Genomic DNA, 22,759 nt, shown 5'->3' with positions numbered 1-22,759 from the left:
TAAATGCAGAATGTAACTTGATAATAATTAAATTTGTTAAATCAAATTAGTAAATAATGGATATCATTCATTTCAATAATGTAGGCGATTACAATCATTTAAATAATCAAGAAACCTTACACCCACTTGTCAGCCTTATTGACCTTTCAAAAGCAAATCCTAGAAAAGGCTACAAAATGCATTTTAATTTGTATTGTATTATTTTGAAAGAAACCAAGTGTGGCGATATTAAATATGGTAATAATCATTATGATTATCAAGAGGGAACTTTAGTTTTTTTTGCACCGGGACAAGTTATCGAGGTCAATAGTCAAGAGTATTATCAACCAACAGGATTAGCTTTAGTTTTTCATCCTGATTTGTTGCATAATACCGCTCTGGGAAAACATATGGAAGAGTACAGCTTTTTCTCCTATAGTATGAGCGAGGCACTACACATGTCTGAAAAAGAAAGAAAATTAATTCTGGATTGTTTTTCAAAATTGGAATACGAATTAAATCAAGCAATTGATAAACACAGTAGAAAGTTAATTGCATCCAATATTGAGTTGCTTTTAAACTACTGTACTCGTTTTTATGACCGACAATTTATCACTAGAGAAAATAGTAATAAAGGAATTTTAGAAAAATTTGAATATTTATTAAATGGATTTTTCAATTCTGATAAGCCACAGCAAATCGGATTTCCAACAGTAGCATATTGTGCTGAACAACTTCATTTATCAGCAAACTACTTTGGAGACTTGATAAAAAAGGAAACGGGTATATCTGCCCAAGAGTTTATTCAAACAAAATTGATTGAAGTTGCAAAATCTAAAGTATTTGAATTTGATAAATCAATAAGCCAAGTAGCGTATGAATTAGGGTTTAAATATCCACAGCATTTTAATAGACTATTTAAGCAAAAAGTAGGAATGACTCCAATTGAGTTTAAAAGAATGAATTAATAAAACAACAAGTTTACAAATTAGGAAAATTGTTGTTTTACGACTAAATCCTTAAGAGCCTGTTTAAAAATGTAAAAAAAAGTCTTTATGAGTTAAAGAAACCGATTGGAATTATTCTTTTTGTGCTACCAAACTACAAATAAGATGTATCCAACCGATTTAACAGAAACTCAGTGGCAATTTATAAAAAAACATTAGAATTAGGTGATAGAAAACGTAAACACAGCTTGCGTTTCATCTGGAATGCGATCAACTACCTTATTAAGAGTGGTTGTCAGTGGCGAATGCTACCTAGTAATTTTCCAAAATGGCAGCTTGTTTATTATTACTATTCAAAATGGGCTGATTTAGATTATTTTGATTTATTACTTTCTAAGTTAAGAGAAGGAGTCCGTAGTAAAAAAGGACAAAATGCAGAACCCAGTTTAGGAATAATGGATAGCCAAAGCGTTCGTTGGGGAAATAATCGTTCTTTAAAAAGTTTTGATGGAAATAAAAAAATAAAAGGTATAAAACGACACGTTGTCGTTGATAAAAATGGCTTTTTATTAGCCATTATGGTAACGGTAGCGAGTATTCATGATAGCAAAGCAGTATTTTTATTGATCAGAACCCTAAAGGATTTACTTTGTTCTGTAAAAGTTATCCTTGCCGATGGAGGCTATAGAGGTGAAATTATAGAACAAGTTAAAAACAATTTTGGTTATATAATTCAAGTAGTTATGAGGTCGGATGATAAAAAATCAGGCTTCAAGCCTATACACAAAAGATGGGTGGTAGAGAGAACATTTGCATGGTTTGACAACGATAGAAGATTATGCAGAAATTATGAACTATTAATTGATTCTGCTGAAAACGTAGTCAAATTAGCAGCTATTAAACATTTATTGAATAAAATTTAAACAGGCTCTTAAAGATTATTGATTATTTTTTTGTAAAAATCTGATCAACTCTGAATTGAATTCTGCAAATTCTTCGATAAATAAGCCGTGACAGCTATTTTCAAATTTAACGATATATAAATTTTTAATTCCTTTTTGCATTGGTTCTGCAAAATTAAATTTTCCAATATTCAGTTTGTCGAGTACTCCTTTTTATATACTCTGTGAATACATTATAATTGAAGTCTCCATTTAGGATTGTCTGATTTTTCAAAACCACGAATTGTAATTCCTGCTACTCGACACCCTTTATCTATCAATTCCTGATATTGACATTTATGCATTGCATTGCCTTTCAATATGCTTCATGATGCCGTTGTTGTTAAGCGGCTTTTGATGATCCTTGGGAACATGATTAAAAACATAGCGTTCAAAATCCAGAATAAACTTGTACTTCAGCTGAGAAAGGAAAATATCATTCCTGTAGAGTTTCTCCCTCAGGAATGTTTTTACATACCGCTGGGTGGTATGGTAATTCTTCATGATTCCCGGAACAAGTTTATGCAGCTGCTGTTCATTATGATATTCCATCAGTGCCATTAATGTTGGAGTTGTATGGTCAGCGCCCATTACCCGGTCGCGTATCGCAGGACCGTCTATAGCAGCATCATTCAGCAGCATCTGCTGATAGGTATTTATGATTTTTGCCTTGAACTAGTTAAGAAAAATGTTGAGTTCAGTAATTTCTTTGCGGTTTCCCTTAGCCATGCCTTTTCTTTCATCCCATTCGGCTGCCTTAACGGAACGCTTGACTGAAATCTCAGTCCGTTTTCCATTTACAGTTACTCGGGCACAGATAGGAGCCGAACCTTGGATCGTGGTTTTTTAGGTCTTTAGGTAAAAGAGGATCCCGAATGTAATTCCTGCTGTTTTCATATCTCAAAAATTTAATGTTTCAGATCAATTGCACATTAAATGGGTCCCAAGAAAGCTGGATTTTCTTTTGAAAAACTGCATAATTGAAGAAGCATCAAATGTTAAAATTTGAGACAACAAACTGAAAAATATGGTATTAAAATGATTTTTGGGACCTGCAAGGTAAAAAAAGAAAAGGGGTAGCCGAATAGATCCCATTTTCTTTGATATAACGGATCATAACATATTGTTGTGGGGAAATATTAAAATCTAGATATTTGTATGTTCAATCTATCCCCCAATGCAAGATTCTTTTATCGATATCCTTAAGTTGTTATTACCTGAGATAATAGTAGACTACTTCGAACTTACTTCTTATAAAAAGAAAGATGAAACACTCCATCTGTATTTAAAAGAGATTAATTCGATACCTAAAGAATACAGAGAATCAAAATTAAGCTCAAAAGGATTCTTCGAAGAGATAACGGTTCAGGATTTTCCTATCCGTGGACACCAAGTATATCTTCACATCACTCGCAGAAGATGGCTTAATGAAGATACTCGAAAGATCGTTTTTAGAGATTGGAATTTAGTAGCAGACGGAACTCGTGTAACCCAGGAGTTTGCGTCTTTTTTAAAAGAGATCAATAGATTCCAGTCCAAATGATTGTAATACCATTGCCTCTTTCTATGGAGTTTCTGGTAGAAACCTGCAATGTCAATACAAAGATTTTCTAAGTGATTTCAAAGTTTGGGATCAAATATCACATGCTAAAAAATGGCTTCTTTTTCCACAAAATATTGGAAAGCGTTTATCAATAGACGAAACCTCACTTTCAAATGGCGAACTCTATACTATTTTAACCAACAAATCCGGTAAAGGTAGAAAAGGAACTATAGTAGCTATGATTGCAGGAACTAAAGCAGAAACAGTTATTGGCGTTATTGAAAAAATTCCTCTTAAACAGCGGAATCTAGTCAAGGAAATTACTCTGGATATGGCCGGGAATATGGGATTGATAGCTAAAAAGTGTTTTGCTAATGCTACTCGAGTTACAGACCGATTCCATGTTCAAAAGCTAGCTGCAGAAGCCCTGCAGGAAATCAGGATTAAATATCGTTGGCAAGCCATTGATCAAGAAAATGATGCTATTGAAAAAGCCAAAAAGTCAAAAGTAAATTTCGAATCTAAAACACTTTCAAATGGGGATACCCTTAAGCAATTACTAGCGAGGAGTCGCTATTTCTTGTATAAATCCAAATCGAAATGGACTCAAAATCAAATAGAACGTGCTACCTTACTATTTGAGTTATATCCTGATATTCAAAAAGGATACAATCTAACTGAAGAGCTCCGTGGCATCTTTGAGAATACAACCGATAAAATCATTGGTTTTGCAAAATTAGCCAGATGGCATGAAAAAGTAGATCAATCTGGATTTAAGTCTTTCGGTACAATCTCTCGTACAATTATGAATCATTATCAAACCATCTTAAATTATTTTGATAACAGAAGTACTAATGCTTCTTCAGAATCATTCAATGCTAAAATAAAAGCATTTAGATCAAAATTTAGAGGTGTTAGAAATATAGAATACTTCCTTTTTAGGCTAACTAATATTTATGCTTAATTTTTGCATCCCCACAGGTTTTTGCTTTGATCCGATATAACGGATCATAACATATTGTTGTGGGGAAATATTAAAATCTAGATATTTGTATGTTCAATCTATCCCCCAATGCAAGATTCTTTTATCGATATCCTTAAGTTGTTATTACCTGAGATAATAGTAGACTACTTCGAACTTACTTCTTATAAAAAGAAAGATGAAACACTCCATCTGTATTTAAAAGAGATTAATTCGATACCTAAAGAATACAGAGAATCAAAATTAAGCTCAAAAGGATTCTTCGAAGAGATAACGGTTCAGGATTTTCCTATCCGTGGACACCAAGTATATCTTCACATCACTCGCAGAAGATGGCTTAATGAAGATACTCGAAAGATCGTTTTTAGAGATTGGAATTTAGTAGCAGACGGAACTCGTGTAACCCAGGAGTTTGCGTCTTTTTTAAAAGAGATCAATAGATTCCAGTCCAAATGATTGTAATACCATTGCCTCTTTCTATGGAGTTTCTGGTAGAAACCTGCAATGTCAATACAAAGATTTTCTAAGTGATTTCAAAGTTTGGGATCAAATATCACATGCTAAAAAATGGCTTCTTTTTCCACAAAATATTGGAAAGCGTTTATCAATAGACGAAACCTCACTTTCAAATGGCGAACTCTATACTATTTTAACCAACAAATCCGGTAAAGGTAGAAAAGGAACTATAGTAGCTATGATTGCAGGAACTAAAGCAGAAACAGTTATTGGCGTTATTGAAAAAATTCCTCTTAAACAGCGGAATCTAGTCAAGGAAATTACTCTGGATATGGCCGGGAATATGGGATTGATAGCTAAAAAGTGTTTTGCTAATGCTACTCGAGTTACAGACCGATTCCATGTTCAAAAGCTAGCTGCAGAAGCCCTGCAGGAAATCAGGATTAAATATCGTTGGCAAGCCATTGATCAAGAAAATGATGCTATTGAAAAAGCCAAAAAGTCAAAAGTAAATTTCGAATCTAAAACACTTTCAAATGGGGATACCCTTAAGCAATTACTAGCGAGGAGTCGCTATTTCTTGTATAAATCCAAATCGAAATGGACTCAAAATCAAATAGAACGTGCTACCTTACTATTTGAGTTATATCCTGATATTCAAAAAGGATACAATCTAACTGAAGAGCTCCGTGGCATCTTTGAGAATACAACCGATAAAATCATTGGTTTTGCAAAATTAGCCAGATGGCATGAAAAAGTAGATCAATCTGGATTTAAGTCTTTCGGTACAATCTCTCGTACAATTATGAATCATTATCAAACCATCTTAAATTATTTTGATAACAGAAGTACTAATGCTTCTGCAGAATCATTCAATGCTAAAATAAAAGCATTTAGATCAAAATTTAGAGGTGTTAGAAATATAGAATACTTCCTTTTTAGGCTAACTAATATTTATGCTTAATTTTTGCATCCCCACAGGTTTTTGCTTTGATCCGATATAACTTGAATATTTTGGAGTTGAATAAAAAGAAAAACCCCTCAAATCCAATGATTTAAGGAGTTTTGACTGACTTTCAAAGTCTTAAAAGTCGGGGTGGCAGGATTCGAACCTGCGGCCTCCTGCTCCCAAAGCAGGCGCGATAACCGGGCTACGCTACACCCCGTAAGCGGGTGCAAATATATAACTATTTTTTACTTATCCCAAACAATTTTAGAAATAAGAAAAAATAAAATTAAAATTCACAAAAGCTACATTAATATATTAACAGGCTAAATCGGAAATCAGAACATTTTTTACCAAACAAACAATCATAATAAAGCAAAGCACGTTAGGCAACTAAACTCAAATTCTTTCAAAACACCCACCATACAAGGCTAAACAACGTTTCAAAAATGTTAACAAAATAGATTTTCAAAAACCATAAATAATTGTATTTTTACGGTTCAAAATTCAGAAAATAAATGGGCAAAATCATTGCTATTGCTAATCAAAAAGGAGGCGTTGGAAAGACTACTACATCAGTAAATCTTGCTGCCTCATTAGGTGTTTTAGAGAAAAAAGTTTTATTGATCGATGCTGATCCTCAAGCTAATGCCACATCTGGTCTTGGAATTGACGTGGAAACAGTTGAAACCGGAACTTACCAGATTCTTGAACACACTGTAACACCAAAAGAAGCCATTCTTAAATGTACAGCTCCAAATGTTGACGTAATACCTGCACACATTGATCTTGTTGCGATCGAAATTGAGCTGGTAGACAAAGAAAACCGTGAGTACATGCTTAAAAAAGCATTAGAAGAAGCCAAGAAAGAGTATGATTTTATCATTATCGACTGTGCGCCTTCTTTGGGATTATTAACCTTAAATGCTTTAACAGCTGCTGATTCTGTAGTTATTCCGATTCAGTGTGAATATTTTGCTCTTGAAGGATTAGGAAAACTACTGAACACTATTAAAAGTATTCAGAAAATCCATAATCCTGATCTGGATATTGAAGGATTATTGCTAACCATGTATGATTCAAGATTACGCTTATCAAATCAGGTGGTTGAAGAGGTTCAAAAACATTTTAACGATATGGTTTTTGAAACCGTTATTCAGCGAAATGTAAAACTAAGTGAAGCGCCAAGCTTTGGAGAAAGCATCATCAATTATGACGCAACAAGCAAAGGAGCAGTAAATTACATTAATTTAGCTCAGGAAATTATAAAGAAAAACAGCAAATAGTTTTTATGACAAAAGCAATTAAAAAACAAGCCTTAGGAAGAGGATTATCAGCATTATTAAAGGATCCGGAAAATGACATTACATCAGTAGAAGACAAAAATGCTGACAAGGTTGTTGGAAACATCATTGAGCTTGAAATAAGTGCTATCGAAATAAATCCGTTTCAGCCCAGAAGTAATTTTAATGAAGAATCTTTACGTGAATTAGCAACTTCTATTAAAGAATTAGGGGTGATCCAGCCTATTACTGTTCGAAAATTAGAATTTAATAAATATCAGTTAATTTCCGGAGAGCGCCGTTTACGTGCTTCGACTTTGATAGGCTTAACACATATTCCTGCTTACATCCGTATTGCCAATGATAATGAATCATTGGTAATGGCTTTGGTTGAAAACATTCAGCGTCACGACTTAGACCCTATTGAGATTGCACTCTCATACCAACGGTTGATAGATGAAATCCAGTTAACGCAGGAACAAATGAGTGAACGTGTGGGAAAAAAACGTTCTACCATTGCTAATTATTTACGTCTTTTAAAATTAGACCCAATTATTCAGACAGGTATCCGCGATGGCTTTATCAGCATGGGACACGGAAGAGCCATTATCAATATTGAAGACTTGGACATCCAGACCGATATTTACCAAAAAATCGTGAGCCAAAATCTATCTGTACGTGAAACTGAAACTTTAGTAAAAAATTATCACGAAGGCCTCAAACCGAAAGCTGAAGGAAAACCAAAAACAGCTTCTTCATTTGTAGTTAAAGAAACTCAAAAAAACACATTCAATGACTATTTTGGTTCAAAAGTTGATATAAAAGTTGCCGGAAACGGAAAAGGAAAAATTACAATCCCTTTTAACTCAGAAGCCGACTTTAACAGAATTATAAAATTAATAAACGGATAGTGAATAAAATTGTCCCCATAGGTCTATTGTTCTTTTTCTCAGGAACCGTCTCTTTTTTTGCTCAGGTAAAACAAGAAACGGTTTTAGTCGCTAAAGACACTTCTAAATTAGAAGAAATAGACCCGCTGAGACCAGCAAAAGCTGCCTTCTACTCGGCAATTTTACCAGGGTTAGGACAGGCATACAATAAAAAATACTGGAAAATTCCTTTGGTGTATGGCGCAATTGGCACCAGTATGTATTTTTATCTTGACAATCAAAAAAAATATCGTGAAGTAAGAAATGAATACAAAAGAAGACTAGAGGGTTATGATTCAAGCGAAAAATTTGCAAGGCTTGATGACTCCCGTCTAATTGCAGCCCAAAAATTTTATCAGCGTAATCGCGACTTATCATCATTGTTTGTTGTTGGTTTTTATGCTTTAAATATCATTGACGCTAATGTTGATGCTTCCCTGATACAATTTAATGTAAATGAAAGATTATCTATGCGTCCTGAAATATACCCTACAGATGTAACTTTTAAACCAAATATAGGACTAACCTTTAATTACAACTTTTAAATAGCTTTTTACTATCTATTTAAATAAAAAAATATACAAGAAAATGAAAATTGCACTTTTAGGATACGGAAAAATGGGTCAGGTAATCGAAAGAATTGCTCTGGAAAGAGGGCATGAAATCGTACTAAAAAAAGATGAATTCAACACCTATGACGGCCTTCCAACAGCAGATGTCGCTATAGATTTCAGTGTTCCCACAGCTGCTGTAGCTAACATTTCAAGTTGTTTTCATGCGAATGTTCCGGTAGTTTCAGGAACCACAGGCTGGTTAGAACATTATGATGAAGTAGAAGCACTTTGTAAAGAAAAACAAGGTGGTTTTATATCCAGTTCAAATTTTAGCTTAGGGGTTAACATATTTTTCGGGTTGAATGAATATTTAGCTAAAATTATGAGTCAATTTGACTCTTACAAAGTATCAATGGAAGAGATTCACCATACTCAAAAGTTAGATGCACCAAGCGGAACAGCTATTTCATTAGCAAAAGGGGTTATTGAAAACAGCACTTATGCAAATTGGACAATGGAAGATCCGAAGTCAAATGAAATTCATATTGAAGCTAAAAGAATTGGTGATGTCCCAGGGACGCATACTGTAACTTACGATTCTATAGTTGACAGCATCGAATTAAAGCATACTGCTCACAATCGTGAAGGATTTGCCCTTGGAGCTGTTATTGCCGCTGAATGGCTCGCAGGCAAAAAAGGAATCTACACAATGAAAGACGTTTTGAATCTGGAATCTAAATAAAATCCAAAAAATAATATTCTGAAATTTCAGAACTAAAATATAAAACTATGACACTTTATCTTTGGTTTGTTTTTTTCTTAGCGGTACAAGTAATCCATTTTCTAGGTACCTGGAAGTTATATCAGGCTGCAGGCCGTAAATCCTTGGAAGCAGCAATCCCAGTTTACAATTCGATTGTTTTAATGAAAATTATTGGACGCCCAACCTGGTGGACAATCCTGCTTTTCATACCCATAATCAATCTTATTATGTTCCCTGTAGTTTGGGTGGAAACTTTGAGAACATTTGGAAAAAAATCAACATTAGACACCTTTCTAGGGATTTTCACTCTGGGATTTTATATTTATTATGTCAATTATACCCAAAAATTAGAGTATAATGCAGAGAGAAAATTAACTCCTGAAAACAGAGCCGCCGACACGGTTAGCTCACTGCTTTTCGCTATAATTGTTGCAACTTTGGTACACACATATGTTGTACAGCCGTTTACAATACCAACTTCTTCATTAGAGAAATCATTATTAATTGGGGATTTCCTTTTCGTGAGCAAAGTAAACTATGGGCCTCGTGTACCCATGACCACTGTAGCTCTGCCAATGGTTCATGACTCTATTCCTTTAACAAAAAAGAAGTCTTATTTAAGCTGGCCACAATTACCTTATTTCAGGCTTCCGGCTTTAGAAAAAATAAAACGAAATGATATTGTCGTTTTTAACTGGCCGGTCGATACAGTACATTACTTCTTTGAGCCAAAAGGAAAACCTGGCGTTATAAAACCAATTGACAAGAAATCAAATTATGTCAAACGCTGTGTAGGAGTTCCTGGCGACAGTTTATCAATAAAGGACGGATTTGTTTATATCAATAACAAAAAACTGATCCTTCCTGAAAGAGCAAAACCACAATATTCATATGCTGTAGCATTAGACGGGAAAACACCTATTGATTTTGAATCTCTTTTAAAAGAGCTCAAAGTCAATCTTGTTGATGTTATGGGATTTAAGGATGAAGTAAAAAGAGACACCTTATATTTCGCAGCTTTAACGGAAGAAAGTGTTGAGCGTTTAAAAAACACTCCCGGAGTTACGAATGTAAAAAGACAAATTTCTAAAGGAAATGACAATTCCATTTTCCCTCATATCAACAAATGGAATCAGGATAATTTTGGTCCCATATATATTCCGGAAGCGGGGAAAACAGTTGCTTTAACAAATGAATCATTGCCGTTTTATAAAGACATCATCACTACTTACGAAGGCAATACTTTAGAGTTGCAGGGTTCAAAATTTTTAATAAATGGTAAACCGGCAACCACATATACTTTCAAACAAAACTATTACTGGATGATGGGTGACAATCGTCATAATTCTGAAGACAGCCGGTACTGGGGATATGTTCCTGAAAATCACATTGTAGGAAAACCGGTTTTCATTTGGATGAGCTGGGACACTAATGGAAAAGGGATCAATAAAATTCGTTGGGACAGAGTTTTTACTACTGTTGATGGCGAAGGACAGCCACAATCCTATTTCAAATACTTCCTGATTGCTTTAGCAGCATTCTTTATTGGAGAATATTTTTGGAAAAAAAGAAAAGAAAATAAAGCATAAATAAAAATAGTTATTTTAGTTTCAGGTTTCAAGTTTCAGGTTCGTATAAAACTTGAAACCTGAAACCTGAAACTTTTAAACAAAAAACAAAAACATGAATTCCTTATTACTTCCTACTTATTTTCCTTCAATTAGCCATTTTGCAGTTATGGCTCAATCTGAAAATATTACTTTTGAAATGGAAGATAATTTTCAGAAACAGACTAATAGAAACCGCACCTATATATACAGTCCAAATGGAATTCAGTTATTAAACATCCCAATTAAGCATTCCAGATCAGCACATCAAAAAACAAAAGATGTTTTGATTGAAAATGAATTTGACTGGCAAAAACAGCATTTTAAATCTTTGGAAGCAGCTTACAGAAGCTCTCCTTTTTTTGAATTTTTCGAAGATGACATACTGCCTGTATTTGAAAAAAAACATACTTTTTTGATGGATTTAAACATGGAAGTACTGGAAACAGTCACCAAATGTTTACGAATGAAATTAGAATTTGGAAAAACGACTGAATATTTTCATGAAGCAGAAAATGTTTCTGACTTTAGATACCTGGCTAATGGGAAAAAAGATCAGAATTCATTTGAAAAATACCCTCAGGTTTTCGATGACAAACATGGTTTTATAAATAATTTAAGCGTTTTGGATTTACTTTTCAATGAAGGAAAATTTGCAATGGATTATTTAAAAACACAGAAAATTATATAAAACGAGTTTAAAATTTGCGATTTGCTGACTGGAATTTAAATGAGATTTATTCCATTGAAAGCGTTGCCATGACTGGATAATGATCTGAATTTTCAAAATCAGAAAAACTTTCAAACTGTTTTACTTTCATTTTAGGATCGGTAAAAATATAGTCTATTCTGGCAGGATAATATTTAAATTTATAAGTAGCACCAAAACCTTCACCTGCTTCTTCAAAAGTATCTTTTAGCTTTCCTTTTATGTTTCGATAAACATAAGAAAAAGGACTATTATTCATATCTCCGCAAATAATAATCGGATATTTACATTGTTTGATGTTTTCTTTAAAAATCTCAGCCTGCTCCTGCTGCTGCCTGAATCCTTTACTTATTCTGGCAAGTATTCGCTGCGATTTTTTTTGATTAACATTATCAATATCATCTGAAATCTCATTTACATCAGGAGAAATTTTAATAGACTGTAAGTGCATATTATAAATCCTGATCACGTCCTTACCGCGTTTTATATCAGCATAAACCACATTATTATCCGAATTCGGAAAAATAATGTTCCCTTCATTTATAATAGGGAACTTCGAAAAAATAGCCTGCCCTGTTTTGATTTTCTTCCCATCAATAAAAATATAACGGTGCGGATATACTTTTAGATCCAGATGTGCAGAATTGGAATACTCCTGAATACACAGAATATCAGGATCTTTTTCATCTATAAATGCTTTTATATTATCAGGAATATCATCACGGTCAAGCCATTTAAAAACATTAAAAAGACGAACATTATAACTCATCACAGAAAAGTCTTTCTCACCTTTAACATATTCTTTACCTGATATTTTATAAAATTTACTAATAAATGTAATTCCTGTCAACAACACCAATCCGGACAAAATAAGACGTTTTTTAAACTGAATTCCCCAATAAATAAAGAATAACCCGTTTGCAACAAAAAAGGCCGGCATAAACAAGGTGAGCACCGATAAAAGCGGAAAGCTTTTAGGTGTCAAAAAAGGTAAAATATAGATACTAAATGTAAGAACAGTGAGTACTATATTCAAAAAGAACATTATTTTATTAAACCAGGAAAGGTTTTTCATATTATTTTGCTAAAGATTATTTTCCAGCCTTAAATAGAAACTCTTTTTCTTCCTTAGTCAGACAATCATACCCAGACTGGCTGATTTTATCTAAAATTTCATCAATTTGCTGTTGCGTTTTGTCTTTGGTAATAATCCTTGACACTTTTTTTTCTGTAGGTTTTTGATAATTTTTATGCACTTTTTTAAAAGGAGTCGAAGGGGATTTTTTGAATAGATTAGCAAAGAAATCTAATATTTTGGAAATAATAATACTCAAATCTGTTCCGTTTTGTAATAACTTTACATACATAAAACCAAAAAAGGCACCGGCTAAATGTGAGATATGCCCTCCGGTATTGTCTAAACGCAACTGCATCAGGTCTAAAACCAGGATTACGCCAGTGATGTGCCATAATTTTACATTTCCTATCAATAACAAACGAACATCCATCAATGGCTGATAGGTTGTTGCCGCAACCAAAATTGCCATAATTGCAGCAGAAGCTCCGACTATGGGTGCCGAAATATTTAAAAAATAATAGCTTAATGCGAACGCAATTCCTGCAAACACAGCCCCTAAAATATACAATCCCAGATATTGTTTTTGAGTAAAAAAGGTCAAAAACAACTGGCTTGCAAAATTCAAAACCATCATATTAAACAATAAATGCAAAAATGAAGAATGGAAAAATGCATACGTTAAAAATGTCCAGGGCTTAAATAGAAAAACACTTGGATCTGACGAAAGTGCCAACCAGTCAGGATAGGCAAATCCTCCACCTGAATATTGATAAAAAAATACTAATGAAATCAGGAAACAAGCAATATTCCAATAGATCAAACGTAGTGAAACACCTCCTATTTTATACTGTAATTTCAAATCATCCAAAATATTCATAAAGCTTCTTTTTCGTTTTATTAATTATTAAAGTTAAAAATTAATTCCAACGATTGTTATTAAACTGATTTTTTTTCCAGTACAGCATCATTAAAAAACCTGCTACTGCACCTCCAACATGTGCAAAATGAGCAATTCCTGTACCTCCGCTTCCAAAGAGAGAACTTCCTCTCAGACCTAAAAACAAATCAATAAACAAAAGTCCCGGAACAAAATATTTTGCTTTAATAGGAATTGGAATAAACATCAAAGCCAGCTCAGCATTAGGAAACATAAACGCAAAAGCAGTCAGCAATCCATAAACAGCTCCTGAAGCCCCTAAAACAGCTCCTCCATAAGCATGTACAAAATTATCCAGTTGTGAATCAGTTAATAATTCTTTCCATTTAACAGCTATGTTACCATCATTCAAAATTTGCAAAATACTCGCTTTTGAATATCCGTCTTCAATCAAAATATTCAAACTTTCCTGATAATAATAGTAATTCACCGCGAAATTTAGCAAAGCCGCTCCTAAACCACAAGAAATATAAAAAAACAAGAATTTTTTACCTCCCCAAAAATGCTCCAGCATAGAGCCAAAGGAATACAATGCAAACATGTTAAATGCTATGTGCAAAAGATTTGCATGCATAAACATATGCGTAATTGGCTGCCAAAGATTGAAATTTGGATTTTCCGGAAAGAACATAATCAGAAAATCATACGACACCGGCACTAATTGAGAACCAATAAAAAAAATAATATTAATAATGAGCAGTTGTTTTACAACAGGGGTCATATTCATCATAAGGCAAACTTTTTATCTATATCTTCCACACGCATAGTAATGAAAGTAGGTTTTTGAAAAGGTGAAATATTGGGATCTTTACAGGCAAATAATCCATTAACTAAATTATCCTGCTCTGTTTCGGTTAAATACGATCCGGTTTTAACCGCTAAACTTTTGGCCATTGATTTGGCTATTGTATCATTCTGACTATAACTGCTCGCCGGGATTCCGTCTTGTAAGTCGCTTAATAATTGTTCGATTACGAGAGAAACTTCACTTTCTGTAATATTTACAGGAATTCCTGAAATCACAACGTGATCAGATTGTGTCTCTTCAAAAACAAAACCTGTTGTTTCTAATGAAGGTTTAAGTTCTTCGATTAAAGCCATTTCATCAGAAGAATAAAACAAATTCAACGGAAACAACAATTGCTGGCTTGAAGCCTGATTTACCGTCATGTTCAGCAAAAACTGCTCATATAAAATACGCTGATGAGCCCGCTGCTGATCCACAATTACCATTCCTGATTTTATCGGCGAAACAATATATTTTTTATGTATCTGATAGGTTTTCTGACTTGCCTGTTCTACTTCGTCATCATTAAAAAGTGAAGAAGTAACTTCCTCGTTTTCAAATGTAAAAGGTGAACTTTCAATAGTTTCCGGATTTTCTGTGTCCAAACCAACATACAAGCTTTCCCAGCTTGCTGTAGGCTCTACTCTTTTGGAATAACCTGAATAAGAAGAACCAGAACCCGAAGAAGAGGAAAAAGCCCCAGAGCCGGAACTTCCTGATCCGGAAAGCGCCTTCGCATAATGCTGATTCGTTTTATCATCAGTAAAAGGATTAAAAGTTCCATCAACCTGAATTGTTGGAATTTCCACTTTTACATCTTTGTAATGATAAGGTGTATCTAAATTTGAATCTCTGTCAAAATCAAGAACCGGCGCCACATTAAACTGGCCTAAACTGTGTTTTATCGAAGCTCTCAAAATAGCATATAAAGCCTGTTCATCATCAAACTTTATTTCGGTTTTTGTTGGATGAATATTAATATCGATTGTATTTGGCGGCACTTGTAAATACAGAAAATAACTTGGCTGCGAGCCATCTTTCAAAAGTCCTTCATAAGCCGCCATAACCGCATGATGTAAATAACCACTTTTTATAAAACGATCATTTACGAAAAAAAACTGTTCTCCTCTGCTTTTCTTTGCAAATTCAGGTTTACATACAAAACCCTGAATGTTTATAATTTCAGTATCCTCATTAACCGGTACCAATTTTTCATTGGTTTTACCTGACATTATTCCAACTATGCGCTGACGATAACCAGCAGCCGGCAAATTATACATCTCGCTTCCGTTGTGATAAAAAGTAAAATGAATTTTTGGATGCGCCAAAGCTACACGCTGAAATTCATCCATAACGTGACGAAATTCAACCGTATCTGACTTTAAGAAATTACGGCGGGCAGGAATATTATAAAATAAATTTTTAACAGCAAAAGAAGTCCCCTTTGGTAAAACCGCAACTTCCTGTGACACAAACTTACTCCCTTCAATAATAATATGAGTCCCCAACTCATCCTGATCCTGTCTGGTTTTCATTTCCATATGAGCAATCGCTGCAATTGAAGCTAAAGCTTCTCCACGGAAACCTTTAGTGCATAATGAAAACAAATCCTCGGCCTGACGAATTTTTGAGGTCGCATGACGTTCAAAGCACAAACGCGCGTCAGTAACACTCATTCCTTTACCATTATCAATAACCTGAACTAGTGATTTTCCTGCATCTTTAATAATCAATTTAATATCAGTTGCATTGGCATCAACTGCATTTTCTAAAAGCTCTTTTACAACTGAAGCAGGTCTTTGCACCACCTCTCCGGCAGCAATTTGATTGGCAACATGATCAGGAAGTAACTGAATAATACTCGACATTGAAAATTTTAGATTGTAGATTAACGTTTTAAGATTTTTGATTTCAAATCTAAACCAAGGTGTACAAATTTAATGAATTTCTATTGGCTTTTAGAATTTCAAGAGTCATAAAAAAAACAAAAAACCTATACTCTTTTTTACACAGTATAGGTTTTGTAATATATAAAAAAAATGTTTTTTTTATTCGTTCTCAATTTTTCTGGGAGTATCTTCAATCTGAATCGCACCTGAAGACAGTAATGGCTGAGTAAAAGGATGCGAAATAGAAGCCTGCTGACGGATATAAGCCATCTTTATAGCGGCTATAGCAGCTTCGGTTCCTTTGTTTCCATGAACACCACCGCTTCGGTCAATAGACTGCTGCATGTTATTGTCTGTTAAAACGCAAAAGATAACCGGAATATCAGTCTGAACATTTAAATCCTTTATTCCTTGAGTAACGCCTTCGCAGACAAAATCAAAGTGTTTTGTTTCTCCCTGAATTACACATCCTATAACAATAACTGCATCAACATTTTGCGTCTGCAGCATTTTTTTTGCGCCATAAATCAGTTCAAAACTTCCCGGAACATTCCAGCTAATAATTTGCTGTGCAGGAACATCGCAGTCAATTAATGCTTCAAAAGCGCCATTGTAAAGTCCTTCGGTTACAGTGTCATTCCACTCAGAAACAACAATCCCAAATCGAAAGTCTTTCGCATTTGGGATTGTGTTTTTATCGTATTCTGATAAATTTTTATTTTCGGTAGCCATTTGTACTATTATTAGAATTTAAATTTAAGATTGCTAAAATACAAATCTAAAATATAAAATCTGAACTCAAAAAGTATAATTATTGTGCTAATCCAATCAAGGCATCAACAGAAGCTGCTTCCGGAGTTCCATCAAAGTTTTCTTTAATATCTGTGAGGTATTTCAAAGCATCTTCTTTTTGACCTAAAGCTATAGCCGTTTTACCTGCTTTTAATAAAAAACGAGGTGTTGTAAAATCATTCTTATTAGATTCAGCAGCTTTTACATAATAATCAAGAGCTTCTTTTTGGTTGTTTTTTTGAGAATAAGCATCTCCTATTGCACCTTTAGCTAAAGCACTTAAAATCATATCATCTGATTTAAATTCTCCTAGATATTTGATAGCTTCATCAAATTTACCAGTGTTTAAATAAGCCATACCTGCATAATAATTGGCTAAGTTCCCAGCATCAGTTCCTGAATATTCCTCAGCAATTTTCACAAATCCGAATTTACCTTCAGAACCATTTAAAGCTAATTTATACAATGAATCACTTGCTACACCATCAGTCGCTTTTTGGAAATTTTGCTGTGCAACAAACATTTCGTTAGCAGCTTCATCCTGCTTAGGTGCTTCAATAAATTTTTGGTACGCTAAATATCCAATAGTTAAAACAGCAATACCAGCAACAAAACCAATAATAATTTTTTGATTTTTAGCAACCCAATCCTCAGTTCTTGAAGCAGTTTCATCTAATTTCGAAAAAACGCCAGCAGTTGTACTGTCTTTTTCGTCAATTACTACCTGTGTTTCTTCAGTTACTTCTTTAACTTCTTTTTCTTTTGGTGCTTTATATCCTCTTTTATTGTAAGTAGCCATTTAAAATTAATTTAGTGAACGGCAAAAATAAAATTTTTATTGAAACTGAAGTAAAAAAAATCAATTTTATCACTATTTAAAAAAAAATATTTTGAACAATCTTAATTAATTCTGTCTTAGTTCTAAAATAATTCATTCCTAAACGCAATAAAAGCCTAATATATCGATAATTTTCGATAATTTGCACCCCAAAATATTTGCTGTTTCTAAACATCATATTTTACCTTTTACAGGTGTCTAAAAAATGTATTTAAACAAAATTTCTTTATTCAATTATAAAAATTTCTCCGAAATTAGTTTCGATTTCGACCGCAAAATCAATTGTTTTGTTGGTAAAAACGGCATTGGCAAAACTAATGTACTCGATGCTATTTACCATCTGGCTTACGGAAAAAGCTATTTTAACCCGCTGGCGATACAAAACATCAAACACGGCGAAGAGTTTTTTGTAATTGATGCCGAATTAGAAAAAAATAACAGGACAGAACAAATTGTCTGCAGTTTAAAAAAAGGACAAAAAAAGGTCTTAAAAAGAAACGGAAAAGCATATGATAAATTTTCAGATCATATCGGATTTATTCCGCTAGTCATTATTTCGCCAGCAGACCGAGATTTAATTATGGAAGGAAGCGAAACACGCCGTAAGTTTATGGACAGTGTGATTTCGCAATTAGATTCCACTTACCTGCATCAGCTAATCCAATATCAAAAGGTAATTGTGCAGCGAAATGCGCTTTTAAAATATTTTGCACTAAACCATACTTTCGACAACGACACCTTATCTATATATAATGAACATCTGGATGAATACGGAAAATCGATTTTCGAAAAACGAAAAGATTTCCTTGAACAATTTATACCTATATTTAAAGTGCATCATCATGCCATAACAGGCTCTGAGGAATCCGTACAATTGGTTTACGAAAGTCATCTATTCGAAAAAGATTTGTTAACGCTTCTGCAGGAAAATATAAATAAAGACAGAGCATTGCATTATACCAGTTCCGGAATTCATAAAGATGATTTATCTTTTGAAATTGACTCACATCCTATAAAAAAATTCGGCTCTCAGGGACAGCAAAAATCTTTTTTGATTGCCTTAAAACTGGCTCAATTTGAATTTTTAAAGAAACAAAGCGGTGTAAAACCTATTTTACTTTTTGACGATATTTTTGACAAACTCGATGAAACCCGCGTTTCTAAAATTATCGAAATGGTAAATAGCGAAACATTTGGGCAGCTTTTTATTTCAGACACTCATCCGGAAAGAACCGAAACAATTGTAAAATCGACACACCAGAGTTATAAGATATTTAATTTGTAATTTTATCAAAGAATTCAAAAATTAACTGCAATAAAAAAACAGATTATGCTAACAAAAGAGTCATTGCAATTTTTAGACGATTTAAAAAAGAACAATAACCGTGACTGGTTTCAGGATAATAAAAAACGATACGAAATTTTCAAGAAAGATTATCACCAATTAGTAAGCGATTTTCTGGATGTAATGAAACCTCTTGATCCTTCATTAGAATTATTAGAAGTTAAAAACTGTACTTTTAGAATCAATCGCGATATCCGGTTTTCTAAAGACAAATCGCCCTATAAAGCACATTTGGGTGTCTGGATGTCAGCTGGTGCGAAAGGCACTAATCGTTCCGGATATTATGTCCATATTGAAAAAGGAGCGAGTTTCATCGCTGGCGGATTTTATTCACCTGAAGCAGAAGATTTGAAAAAAGTCCGTAAAGAAATTGCCTTTTTCTATGATGATTTACAGGAAATTTTAAACGATAAAAATTTCAAAAAAGAGTTCGGGAGTTTAGACATAAATGAAAACAACTCTCTGAAAAGCATGCCTCGAGGTTATGAAAAAGATCATCCGGCAATTGAATTTCTAAAACTGAAGAGTTTTACAGCAACTCAAAAATTTGATATTTCTGAAGTAACCCAGAAAGACTTCGCTTCTAAAATGAGTAAAAAACTAATTGCTTTGAAGCCTCTTAACGAATTTATCAATCGTGCTTTAGAAACTGAGGAATAAAAAGATAAATCGTCACGAATACACGAATCAATACAAATAATATACTCAATATAAATTCGTGAATTTGTAGCGGAAAAACTTTTATAAATGAAAAGAAAAATACTTTTTCTTGGAGAATCTTATCGTGCTGATGCCATCACCTGGATGAAAGGCTTAAAAGAATTTGGTGATTTTGAAATCATTACATGGGAACTTCAGACACCAAACAGTTCCAGATTCAAACGTATTCTAGAATATTTCTTATCTCCTGTTTCTATTCGAAAAATAATCAGGAAAGAAAAACCAGACATGGTAATTGCTGAAAGAACCACAAGTTATGGCTTCTTAGCTGCGCTATCCGGATCTAAATCCATTGCTATTGCCCAGCAAGGTCGCACTGATTTATGGCCGGAAGGTTCTGTTTTATATCCTTTTAAAAAGTTTATTCAGAAATACGCCTTCAAAAAAGCGCATTTAATTCATGCCTGGGGACCTGTCATGGCAATTCACATGAAAACAACCGGCGTTGATATGAGCAAAGTTTTAATTCTTCCTAAAGGAATTGATTTATCACTTTTTACTCCTTTAACCAATAATTCGAACAAAATTGAAGCGATTGTAACACGTTCGCTTCAACCGGAATACCGACACGATTCTATCCTAAAAGCTTTCGGAATTTTAAATCAAAAAGGAATTGATTTTTCTTTGACTATTGTTGGCGATGGAACAAGATTGCAATTTTTGAAAGATTTAGCTACAGCACTTCAAATCGAAAATAAAGTAATTTTTACAGGAAGAATTCCAAATACAGAACTTCCAAAGTTACTTCAGCAATCGAATATTTACATCAGCATGCCGATTACTGAAGGCGTTTCTGCATCATTGTTTGAAGCGATGGCATGTAATTGTTATCCGGTTGTTTCTGATATTCCAGGAAATCAAAGCTGGATTACACATCGCGAAAATGGTCAATTAATTACAATTGATAACATTGAAATGCTCGCCAATGAATTGATCTGGTCTTTTGAAAATCCGGAATTACGAAATGAGGCCATTATTCGAAATAGAAAATTTGTAGAGGAGAATGCTAATTATGATATTAATATGAAGGTAATTGCGGATAGGTATCATGAGTTACTGAATTTCAATTCACCAGCAACAACAGCAGATACATACGAAACATCTGCTAATTTCATCAACAATCTAGTCTTCGAATATATCGAAACTTACACATTTCAACGTGGACAAGAGTTTGAGGAAACTAATTTACTGAACATAAACGAGTACAATAAATTAAATCAAAGAAAAATTAAGAAAAATGATTTAGATCATTTCCAAGAATTGAGAATTTCAGAATTAGAAAAATTGAGATATACACAATATATATTAGATAACGAAGGAAAACTCCACTCATCAGCTCACAAAACAAATACTTTTAAATTTGATGATCAAAACGTCGCACATCTCAAAAAAATTCTAAACATTGAAGTAATCAACAGACCTGACTGGATGTGCGGTCCAAAATATAGAGATGCAATTATTTTTTATAACAAGGAGAAAGAAATTGTATCAAGTTTAAATATATGCTTTAGTTGCCACTATATGCAAACAACAAAAAACAACTATATTAACGCCGATGAATCTGCATATAACTACTTAAAAGAATTCTTTATTGAAATCGGACACAACATAGAATAATATATATTATCACAAAAAGACATTTTAAACAAAAGTAAAATCCAAGCAAATAATTCATACTTTTGAAATCATATTAAAGCCTTTTACGCATGCAAATCCAATCCAACTTTTCTTTAAAAAACTATAATACTTTCGGCATTGAAGCCAGCGCTAAACAATTTGTTGCAGTTCATTCTATTGAGGAGCTGAAAACGATTTTATCGGCAAACAAAAACGAGAAAAAATTCATTTTAGGAGGCGGAAGCAATATGCTTTTAACCAAAGATATTGATGCTTTGGTTATCCATATCGATTTAAAAGGTAAAAAAGTAATTAAAGAAGATGATGATTTTGTCTGGGTTGAAAGTCAGGCCGGCGAAGTTTGGCATGATTTCGTACTTTATACAATTGACAATAATTTTGGAGGATTAGAAAACATGTCACTGATTCCCGGAAATGTAGGCACCACTCCAGTCCAGAATATTGGTGCTTACGGAACCGAGATTAAAGACACTTTTGTTTCCTGCGAAGCCATAAATATCGACACTCAGGAAATGAAAACTTTTACCAACGCTGAATGCAATTTCGGCTACCGTGAAAGTATTTTTAAAAATGAGGTAAAAGACCAGTATATTATTACTTCGGTTGTTTTTAGACTAACCAAACGCAATCATAAAATCAATACTTCTTACGGAGATATTTTGGCAGAATTAGCTAAAAATAATATTTCAGAACCAACTCTAAAAGATGTAAGCAATGCTGTAATTGCGATTAGAAAAAGTAAACTTCCGGATCCAAAAGAACTGGGAAACAGCGGCAGTTTCTTTAAAAATCCGATTTTACTGAAATCTGATTTTGAGCAAATCCACAAAAAATTCCCTGAAATGAAATTTTATGAAGTTTCAGAAACCGAAGTAAAAGTCCCGGCGGGATGGCTTATCGAACAAGCTGGTTTTAAAGGAAAACGTTTTGGTGACGCCGGAGTTCATAAAAACCAGGCTTTGGTTTTAGTAAATTATGGAAATGCAACCGGACAGGAAATTTTGGCAGTTTCAAAACAGGTTCAAAAAACGGTTTTTGAAACTTTTGGCATTCATATTGAAGCTGAAGTGAATGTGATTTAACTTTTTCCTGTAAA

Annotated in this window: 23 protein-coding genes, 1 tRNA gene and 1 pseudogene; 16 read left to right on the top strand and 9 right to left on the bottom strand. The window is 33.6% G+C overall.

The features are described 5' to 3' along the window. The first annotated feature begins 53 nt into the window (after positions 1-53). Both ACNC7R_RS04285 and ACNC7R_RS04280 read left to right on the top strand, forming a co-directional pair. On the top strand, positions 54-947 hold the full coding sequence (locus ACNC7R_RS04285) for a helix-turn-helix domain-containing protein (protein WP_417943133.1): 894 nt from the start codon (positions 54-56) through the stop codon (positions 945-947). A 173-nt stretch (positions 948-1,120) separates the two neighbouring features. Beyond that, a complete protein-coding gene (locus ACNC7R_RS04280) occupies positions 1,121-1,849 on the top strand; it encodes an IS5 family transposase (protein WP_417939745.1) in 729 nt (242 codons plus the stop codon). Between the two features lie 315 nt (positions 1,850-2,164). Here the strand turns inward: ACNC7R_RS04280 and ACNC7R_RS04275 are convergent, their stop codons facing one another. Together ACNC7R_RS04275 and ACNC7R_RS04270 are read right to left on the bottom strand one after the other, a co-directional pair. After that, positions 2,165-2,509 (bottom strand): phage integrase SAM-like domain-containing protein, encoded by a 345-nt coding sequence (locus ACNC7R_RS04275; RefSeq protein WP_417939744.1) that lies wholly within the window; start codon positions 2,507-2,509, stop codon positions 2,165-2,167. A gap of 33 nt (positions 2,510-2,542) precedes the next feature. After that, complete coding sequence (locus ACNC7R_RS04270) at positions 2,543-2,704, bottom strand: Arm DNA-binding domain-containing protein (protein WP_417943132.1); 162 nt, start codon at positions 2,702-2,704, stop codon at positions 2,543-2,545. A 340-nt stretch (positions 2,705-3,044) separates the two neighbouring features. Between ACNC7R_RS04270 and ACNC7R_RS04265 the strand changes: the two genes are divergently transcribed. The 4 genes from ACNC7R_RS04265 (at position 3,045) to ACNC7R_RS04250 (ending at position 5,812) form a co-directional block, all read left to right on the top strand. After that, positions 3,045-3,410, top strand: a complete 366-nt coding sequence (locus tag ACNC7R_RS04265; protein ID WP_417939511.1) for a transposase — start codon at positions 3,045-3,047, stop codon at positions 3,408-3,410. Further along, positions 3,391-4,374 (top strand): ISL3 family transposase, encoded by a 984-nt coding sequence (locus ACNC7R_RS04260; protein ID WP_417943131.1) that lies wholly within the window; start codon positions 3,391-3,393, stop codon positions 4,372-4,374. Before ACNC7R_RS04265 ends, ACNC7R_RS04260 begins: the two co-directional genes overlap by 20 nt. 108 nt (positions 4,375-4,482) lie before the next feature. Further along, positions 4,483-4,848: a transposase gene (locus ACNC7R_RS04255; protein ID WP_417939511.1), complete on the top strand. Its 366-nt coding sequence runs from the start codon at positions 4,483-4,485 to the stop codon at positions 4,846-4,848. Further along, complete coding sequence (locus ACNC7R_RS04250; protein ID WP_417943130.1) at positions 4,829-5,812, top strand: ISL3 family transposase; 984 nt, start codon at positions 4,829-4,831, stop codon at positions 5,810-5,812. The genes ACNC7R_RS04255 and ACNC7R_RS04250 overlap by 20 nt, the downstream gene beginning before the upstream one ends. A 127-nt stretch (positions 5,813-5,939) precedes the next feature. On the opposite strand, the gene ACNC7R_RS04245 is transcribed toward ACNC7R_RS04250, so the two are convergent. Further along, positions 5,940-6,014 (bottom strand) — tRNA-Pro (locus ACNC7R_RS04245). Positions 6,015-6,312: 298 nt separating this feature from the next. On the opposite strand from ACNC7R_RS04245, the gene ACNC7R_RS04240 reads away from it, so the two are divergent. From ACNC7R_RS04240 to ACNC7R_RS04215, 6 genes are all read left to right on the top strand, one after another. Beyond that, complete coding sequence (locus tag ACNC7R_RS04240) at positions 6,313-7,080, top strand: ParA family protein (protein WP_025571958.1); 768 nt, start codon at positions 6,313-6,315, stop codon at positions 7,078-7,080. 5 nt (positions 7,081-7,085) lie between these two features. Next, the gene (locus ACNC7R_RS04235) at positions 7,086-7,988 is read left to right on the top strand and encodes a ParB/RepB/Spo0J family partition protein (protein ID WP_417939743.1); all 903 of its coding nucleotides are present in this window, start codon (positions 7,086-7,088) and stop codon (positions 7,986-7,988) included. Continuing rightward, entirely contained in the window at positions 7,988-8,551 is a 564-nt protein-coding gene (locus tag ACNC7R_RS04230) for a DUF5683 domain-containing protein (RefSeq protein ID WP_417939742.1), read from the top strand. Before ACNC7R_RS04235 ends, ACNC7R_RS04230 begins: the two co-directional genes overlap by 1 nt. 43 nt (positions 8,552-8,594) lie before the next feature. Continuing rightward, entirely contained in the window at positions 8,595-9,302 is a 708-nt protein-coding gene (gene dapB, locus ACNC7R_RS04225; protein ID WP_417939741.1) for a 4-hydroxy-tetrahydrodipicolinate reductase, read from the top strand. A gap of 47 nt (positions 9,303-9,349) precedes the next feature. Beyond that, complete coding sequence (lepB, locus tag ACNC7R_RS04220) at positions 9,350-10,912, top strand: signal peptidase I (protein WP_417939740.1); 1,563 nt, start codon at positions 9,350-9,352, stop codon at positions 10,910-10,912. Between the two features lie 94 nt (positions 10,913-11,006). Then, positions 11,007-11,621, top strand: coding sequence for a WbqC family protein (locus ACNC7R_RS04215; RefSeq protein ID WP_417939739.1), 615 nt, complete (start codon positions 11,007-11,009; stop codon positions 11,619-11,621). 46 nt (positions 11,622-11,667) lie between these two features. Here ACNC7R_RS04215 and ACNC7R_RS04210 read toward each other — a convergent pair whose 3' ends face one another. From ACNC7R_RS04210 to ACNC7R_RS04185, 6 genes are all read right to left on the bottom strand, one after another. After that, positions 11,668-12,684, bottom strand: a complete 1,017-nt coding sequence (locus ACNC7R_RS04210) for an endonuclease/exonuclease/phosphatase family protein (protein WP_417943129.1) — start codon at positions 12,682-12,684, stop codon at positions 11,668-11,670. A gap of 46 nt (positions 12,685-12,730) precedes the next feature. Continuing rightward, positions 12,731-13,594 carry a rhomboid family intramembrane serine protease gene (locus ACNC7R_RS04205; RefSeq protein ID WP_417939738.1) on the bottom strand — a complete coding sequence of 288 codons (864 nt, stop codon included), beginning with the start codon at positions 13,592-13,594 and terminating at the stop codon, positions 12,731-12,733. A gap of 40 nt (positions 13,595-13,634) precedes the next feature. Continuing rightward, entirely contained in the window at positions 13,635-14,384 is a 750-nt protein-coding gene (locus tag ACNC7R_RS04200; RefSeq protein ID WP_417939737.1) for a rhomboid family intramembrane serine protease, read from the bottom strand. Next, positions 14,381-16,309 carry a DNA mismatch repair endonuclease MutL gene (gene mutL, locus ACNC7R_RS04195; protein WP_417939736.1) on the bottom strand — a complete coding sequence of 643 codons (1,929 nt, stop codon included), beginning with the start codon at positions 16,307-16,309 and terminating at the stop codon, positions 14,381-14,383. Before mutL ends, ACNC7R_RS04200 begins: the two co-directional genes overlap by 4 nt. Positions 16,310-16,489: 180 nt before the next feature. After that, positions 16,490-17,062, bottom strand: a complete 573-nt coding sequence (gene ribH, locus ACNC7R_RS04190; protein ID WP_417939735.1) for a 6,7-dimethyl-8-ribityllumazine synthase — start codon at positions 17,060-17,062, stop codon at positions 16,490-16,492. Positions 17,063-17,141: 79 nt separating this feature from the next. Then, entirely contained in the window at positions 17,142-17,921 is a 780-nt protein-coding gene (locus ACNC7R_RS04185; RefSeq protein WP_417939734.1) for a tetratricopeptide repeat protein, read from the bottom strand. A 244-nt stretch (positions 17,922-18,165) separates the two neighbouring features. On the opposite strand from ACNC7R_RS04185, the gene recF reads away from it, so the two are divergent. The 4 genes and pseudogenes from recF to murB all read left to right on the top strand — a co-directional run bounded on the left by recF (position 18,166) and on the right by murB (position 22,745). Next, complete coding sequence (recF, locus tag ACNC7R_RS04180) at positions 18,166-19,245, top strand: DNA replication/repair protein RecF (RefSeq protein ID WP_417939733.1); 1,080 nt, start codon at positions 18,166-18,168, stop codon at positions 19,243-19,245. 45 nt (positions 19,246-19,290) lie between these two features. After that, entirely contained in the window at positions 19,291-19,965 is a 675-nt protein-coding gene (locus tag ACNC7R_RS04175) for a DUF2461 domain-containing protein (RefSeq protein WP_417939732.1), read from the top strand. 87 nt (positions 19,966-20,052) lie between these two features. Continuing rightward, a pseudogene (locus ACNC7R_RS04170) lies at positions 20,053-21,087 on the top strand (glycosyltransferase); the annotation flags it as partial. A 644-nt stretch (positions 21,088-21,731) separates the two neighbouring features. Further along, positions 21,732-22,745 carry a UDP-N-acetylmuramate dehydrogenase gene (gene murB, locus ACNC7R_RS04165; RefSeq protein ID WP_417939731.1) on the top strand — a complete coding sequence of 338 codons (1,014 nt, stop codon included), beginning with the start codon at positions 21,732-21,734 and terminating at the stop codon, positions 22,743-22,745. The last annotated feature ends 14 nt before the right edge of the window (positions 22,746-22,759 follow it).

It is taken from the genome of Flavobacterium adiutor (assembly GCF_048282555.1).
Lineage (GTDB): Bacteria > Bacteroidota > Bacteroidia > Flavobacteriales > Flavobacteriaceae > Flavobacterium.
The sequence above is the reverse complement of the archived record's forward strand: the minus strand, read 5'-3'. Positions and strand labels throughout refer to the sequence as shown.